6 protein-coding genes are annotated in these 5,260 nt (G+C 72.7%); all 6 read left to right on the top strand.

The annotated features are described in order from the left end of the window. Window positions 1-310: hypothetical protein (locus G3I19_RS34320; RefSeq protein WP_164267611.1), on the top strand; the 310-nt coding region annotated here is incomplete at its 5' end. Next, on the top strand, window positions 307-1,368 hold the full coding sequence (locus G3I19_RS34315) for an LLM class flavin-dependent oxidoreductase (RefSeq protein WP_164267610.1): 1,062 nt from the start codon (window positions 307-309) through the stop codon (window positions 1,366-1,368). The genes G3I19_RS34320 and G3I19_RS34315, both read left to right, overlap by 4 nt. A 43-nt stretch (window positions 1,369-1,411) precedes the next feature. Then, window positions 1,412-2,350: an ABC transporter ATP-binding protein gene (locus tag G3I19_RS34310; protein WP_343235296.1), complete on the top strand. Its 939-nt coding sequence runs from the start codon at window positions 1,412-1,414 to the stop codon at window positions 2,348-2,350. After that, the gene (locus tag G3I19_RS34305) at window positions 2,347-3,216 is read left to right on the top strand and encodes an ABC transporter permease (protein ID WP_164267608.1); all 870 of its coding nucleotides are present in this window, start codon (window positions 2,347-2,349) and stop codon (window positions 3,214-3,216) included. The genes G3I19_RS34310 and G3I19_RS34305 overlap by 4 nt, the downstream gene beginning before the upstream one ends. Window positions 3,217-3,267: 51 nt before the next feature. Next, on the top strand, window positions 3,268-4,140 hold the full coding sequence (locus tag G3I19_RS34300; RefSeq protein WP_343235295.1) for an acyl-CoA thioester hydrolase/BAAT C-terminal domain-containing protein: 873 nt from the start codon (window positions 3,268-3,270) through the stop codon (window positions 4,138-4,140). A 292-nt stretch (window positions 4,141-4,432) separates the two neighbouring features. After that, on the top strand, window positions 4,433-5,260 hold an 828-nt coding region (locus G3I19_RS34295; RefSeq protein ID WP_203600975.1), incomplete at its 3' end, for a BTAD domain-containing putative transcriptional regulator.

Below are 5,260 nucleotides of genomic sequence, written 5' to 3'. Positions count from 1 at the left end.
ACAGGCCGCGGTCTTCGGTATCGGCGTCGCGGGAGCGACGCGCTGGGCGGGGGCCGCCGCAGGCTGGGCCTTCGCTCTCGTGGCCGCCGCACTGCGCTCCTGCCGGCCGGACGCCCGGCGCTCCCCCCGGGTGGCCCCGGTCGCGACGCTGCTCACCACGGTCGTCGAGACCACCCTGTTCCAGTCGGTTCCGCTCGTCCTGCCGCTGGCGGGCGCGCGGTGGACCTTCCTGCTCCTGGCGCGCTCCCGGCAGGAGCCCTCGTCAACCGGCCGACCGGCCGATGTCACCACCACCGGAGGTGCAAGATGAAGCACGGTATTTCGCTGCTGCCCGACTGCCGCCCAGCGGCCCGCTCGGCGCGCGACTACTTTCAGGAGGTGCTGACGCTCTCGCAGATCGCCGAGGAAGAGGGCCTGCACTACGTCAAGATGACCGAGCACTATCTGCGCGACTACGGCGGCTACTGTCCCGACCCGCTGGGCTTCCTGTCCGCGGTGGCGGCGCGCACCAGCACGATCCGGCTGATGACCGGCGCCATCCAGGCGGCTTTCCACCACCCGGTGCAGATCGCGGCCCAGACGGCGATGGTCGACGCCATCAGCGGCGGACGGCTCGACGTGGGCTTCGCGCGGGCCTGGCTGCCGTACGAGTTCGAGGTGTTCGGCATCCCGATGGACGAGTCACGCGCCCGGTTCCAGGCCACGGTCAACGCCGTCCGCCGCCTGTGGACGGAGGAGTCGGTCGACGAGGAGACGCCGTTCTTCGGCTTCCGCCGCGCCACCAGCCTGCCGCGCCCTGAGCAGCGCCCCCACCCGCCGGTGTGGGTCGCCGCCGTGCGCTCCCGGCAGAGCTTCGCGTGGATCGCCGAGCAGGGGTTCGGCCTGCTCGTGACGCCACCGCCGCACAAGGACGCGCTGCCCGGCACCCGCGAGATGGTGGAGGTCTACCTGGAGACCTTCCGCTCGGTGCACGGCACCGACGCGGTGCCGCGGGTCGCGGTCAGCGTGCCGATGTTCGTCGCCGAGACCGACGAGGAGGCGTACCGCGTCGCCGACCCGTTCCTGCGCGAGTACCTGACCGTATGGGCGGAGTCGGCGGAGGACTGGAGCGGCACCACATCCAAGGACTATCCGTCGTACGAGGCGATGGGCCAGGCGCTGCGCACCATGCGTATCGACGACTTCCGCAGTGTGGGCACCGCGGTGGTCGGCTCCCCCGAGCAGGTCGTGGAGCGGGCACAGCACCTCACGTCGCAGCTGCACGCCGACACGATGCTGTGGCAGGTGGACTTCGGCGGCCAGACGCTGGCCACGATGGAGCCGAGCCTGCGCCGGTTCGCCTCACAGGTCATGCCGAAGCTCGGCTGACGGCCACCGACGCACGGGTACAAGCCGAGGAATGGAGGAGCCGGTGGACGCACCGGTGATCGAGTGTGCGCGGCTGCGCAAGGCGTACCGGCGCAGGCCGGCGCTGCGCGGGGTGGACCTGAGGGTGACGGCGGGGGAGGTGTTCGCGCTGCTCGGACCGAACGGCGCGGGCAAGACCACCGCGGTGGAGATCCTCGGGGGTTTCCTGGCGAGAGACGCGGGCGAGGTGAGCGTCCTCGGCCACGACCCGGGACACGCCGGGCCCGGCTGGCGCCGGAGAGTCGGTGTCGTGCCGCAGGAGACCGGCGCCCTGTCCGAGCTGACGGTGCACGAGGCGGTGGCGCACTTCGCCGGGCTGTACCCGGCGGCCGCGCCCGTGCCGCCGCTGCTGCGGGACGTCGGTCTCGAAGAGGTGGCGGGTCGGCGCATAGGCCGGCTGTCGGGCGGCCAGCGGCGCCGGGTCGACATCGCGCTGGGCATGGTGGGCCGGCCCGAACTGCTCTTCCTCGACGAGCCCACCACGGGTCTGGACGCGGTGGCCAGGCGGCAGGTGTGGGATGCGGTGCGGGAGCTGACCCGCCAGGACGGCACCACGGTGCTCCTCACCAGCCACTCCATGGAAGAGGTCGAGGAACTGGCCGCGCGCGGGGCGGTGCTGGCCGACGGGAAGGTGGTGGCCCAGGGCACGATCGCGGAGCTGGCGGGCGGCCAGTCGCAGCGGTGCGTGGTGGAGTTCACCGGGCAGCGGCTGCTGCCGCCATCGGGCCTGCCGCCCGGCACCGACGTCGAGTTGCTGACGGACGACCGGGTGCGGATACGGACCGCGCAGCCGTCCGGCGTGCTGCGCGCGGTCCTCGACCGGGCGGCCGAGCTCACCGTTGCCGAGGTCCCCGGGCTGCGCGTGAGCCGTCCCACACTGGAGTCCGGCTACCTGTCACTGATGGCGGAACTGACCGGACCTGCCGAGGAGGTTGCCGCATGACGACGCACACACAGGACACGGTGGTGCGCGCCTCCGCGGCCCGGGAGCGCGAACCGGCGCCGGCGGCGACCGCGCGTGTGCTGCGGGCCGGGTGGTCGCGGGCCGCGGTCGAACTCAAGGGCTATGTGCGCAACTGGCAGGCGGTGCTCTTCACCTTCGCGCTGCCGCTGTTGCTGCTGGTGGTGTTCGGCGCGCTGTTCACCGGGAACGTCGGGCGGACCGGGGTACCGTTGCGCCACGTGCTGGTGTGCGGGATCATCGCATCCGGCATGGTGGCCACCACGTTCATGAGTCTGGCGGTGGGCATCGCGTCCGACCGGGAGGACGGCACCCTCAAACGGCTGGCGGCCACCCCGCTGACCCCCGCGGGCTATGTGCTGGGCAAGACCGGGCAGGCCGTCGTGGTGGGGCTCGCGGAGACCGTACTGCTGCTGGTGATCGGCCGGCTGGGCTACGGGGTGGCGCTGCCGCACACCGTCGGGCGCTGGTGGACGCTGGTGTGGGTGACCGTGCTCGGGGTGGTGGCCTGTTCGCTGGCCGGGATCGCGTTCAGCCGGCTCACCTCGTCGGTGAAGGCGGCGATGCCGGCCACTCAGATCCCCTACCTGATCCTGCAGTTGATCTCCGGGGTGTTCTTCGTGTTCACCTCGCTGCCGGGCGCTCTCCGGCTCGTCGCGTCGCTCTTTCCTCTCAAGTGGATGGCACAGGGCCTGCGTTCGGCGCTGCTGCCGGACTCCTTCAGGGCCGCCGAGGCGACCGGGGGCTGGGAGCACGGGCGTACCGCGCTGGTGCTGGGCGCCTGGTGCGTCGGCGGCTTCCTGCTCTGCCTGCTGGCGTTCCGCCGCCGCCCGCCGGGGCTGCGCTGAAGGCGCCCGCCGGTAGCCGTTCCCCCGCCCGCCGACCGGTCAGGAGCCGTCGTGCACAACGCAACGAAGATCACGACCCAGTCCATCACCGAACCCTGGGAGGGTGTGCTCACCGAGCCTGCGGGCAGCTCCGACCGGGCGGTGCTGGTGCTCGGCGGATCGGGTGGGGAGATAGCGGATGAGCGCTGCCGGCTGCTCGCGGCCGAGGGGCTGACGGCGCTCTCGGTCCGCTGGTTCGGCGGTCCCGGCCAACCGCCCGGCATCTGCGAGATCCCGCTGGAGACGTTCACCGCCGCGGTGGACCTGCTGTGCGCGCGCGGTGCGCGGCGCGTTGGCGTGCTGGGCGAGTCCAAGGGCGCGGAGGCGGCGCTGCTGCTCGCGGTGCACGACCCGCGGGTGGCTGCCGTGGTGGCGATCGCGCCGACATCGGTGGTGTGGGCCAACCTCGGTGCGGGCGCGGACGGGCGCTCGTACCCGTTCCGTTCCTCCTGGTCCCACCACGGTGTGCCGCTGCCGTTCACCCCGTACGACGCGGCCCACCTGCCGAGGCAGGACGGCACCGGTCCCGTGGGGTTCCGGGCGCTGTACGAGCACAGCGCCCGGACGTTCGCGGCGCAGGCGGCTGCCGCGGCGATCCCGGTGGAGCGAACACCGGCCCGGGTGGTGCTGGTGGCCGGCGGGGCGGACGCGATGTGGCCGTCACTGGAGTACGCGTACGAACTGCAGCGCAGGATACGGAAGTCGGGCGGCGATGTGACCGTGGTGAGCGACCCGGGCGCGGGCCACCACCCGTTGTTGCCGGGGGAGCCGGAGCTGGCGGGCGAGCCGGTGTACGCCATCGGCGGCGGCCCCGGCCCGGACGCCGCGCTCGGCGCTGCGGCCTGGCCGCACATCCTTTCCGCCCTCAACGGCACCAAGGAGTAAATACGGCCGGAGCTGGTACGCTCGTCGATGCGAACACTGGTAGCAGCCAGTCCTGGCAGATGCTTGACCGAGCACGCCGGGGCGAACGGCCCGGGCGGGGCCGGCCGGTTCATTCCCGAACCGGTTACCCGGTTTCCGTACGGTGGGGTACGGGAAGCAGCGGGTAAGCAGTGCGTGCCGTCCGCCCGCTCGCGTCGTACGCGACGATGGGGGGATGTCCGTGAACCATCTGTACAGGGCTGTCCAGCCGGCGAGAACCGCGGCGCCGGTGCGGATAGGCATACTGGGTTCCGTGACCGTCGAGGTCGGCGGGGTGCGGCAGAGCGCGGGTCCGCCGCTGCGGCAGGCCGTACTCGCCTATCTGTCCAGCCTGGCCGGCAGTGTGGTCTCCAAGGAACAGCTCATGGACGCGGTGTGGGGCGAGCATCTGCCCGGCAACGCGAGCGGGAACATCCACACGTACATCGCCGCGCTGCGCAAGCAGTTGGACCCCGGGCACCAACAGCGCGCCACCGACGGCGTGCTCGCGAGTGTCACGGGCGGCTACTGTCTGCGGCTGCCCCCCGCGCACTTGGACAGCACCCGGTTCCTCGACCTGTGCGCCCGCGCCAGAACCGACCGCGGCCGCGCCCCGGACGCCGCCGCCAGAGACCTGCGCAGGGCACTCGACATGTGGCGCGGTACCTCGCTCCAGGGCGTGCCGGGGCCGTTCGCCCAGGCCGAGCGGGAGCGGCTGACCGGGCTCAGACTGTCGACCGTCGAGGACTACGCCAGGCTGATGACAGAGCTGGGGCACTACGACATCGTTGTCCAGGAGCTGTCACCGGTGGTCCGCGACCACCCCCTCCGCGAGTCCGCGCACGCGCTGATGATGACCGCGCTGGAGCGCAGCGGCCACCGCGACGAGGCGCTCCGCCTGTACGACCGCATCGACCACAGGCTGCGCGAGGAACTCGCGGTCCCACCGAGGGCCGCGCTGCGCGAACTGTACCGGCGACTGCGTGAAGGTGGTGTCGTGCAGGGCGCCGCTCCCGCCGCACAGGGGGCCGCGCCCGGCGCGCCCCGGATACCTTCGCGGACCCCGGCCGAACCCGCCGCGCCGCCGGTGCCGCCGTCGGGC

Origin of the sequence: Streptomyces sp. SID10853, assembly GCF_010548145.1 — a bacterium.
GTDB lineage: Bacteria > Actinomycetota > Actinomycetes > Streptomycetales > Streptomycetaceae > Streptomyces.
Note: the sequence above shows the minus strand (reverse complement) of the source record. Positions and strands in the feature narration are given on the sequence as shown.

Bases quoted from the DNA above. Each gene is read 5' to 3' on its own strand.
- G3I19_RS34315 (WP_164267610.1), top strand. From the start codon at position 307: ATGAAGCACGGTATTTCGCTGCTGCCCGACTGCCGCCCAGCGGCCCGC.
- G3I19_RS34305 (WP_164267608.1), top strand. From the start codon at position 2,347: ATGACGACGCACACACAGGACACGGTGGTGCGCGCCTCCGCGGCCCGG.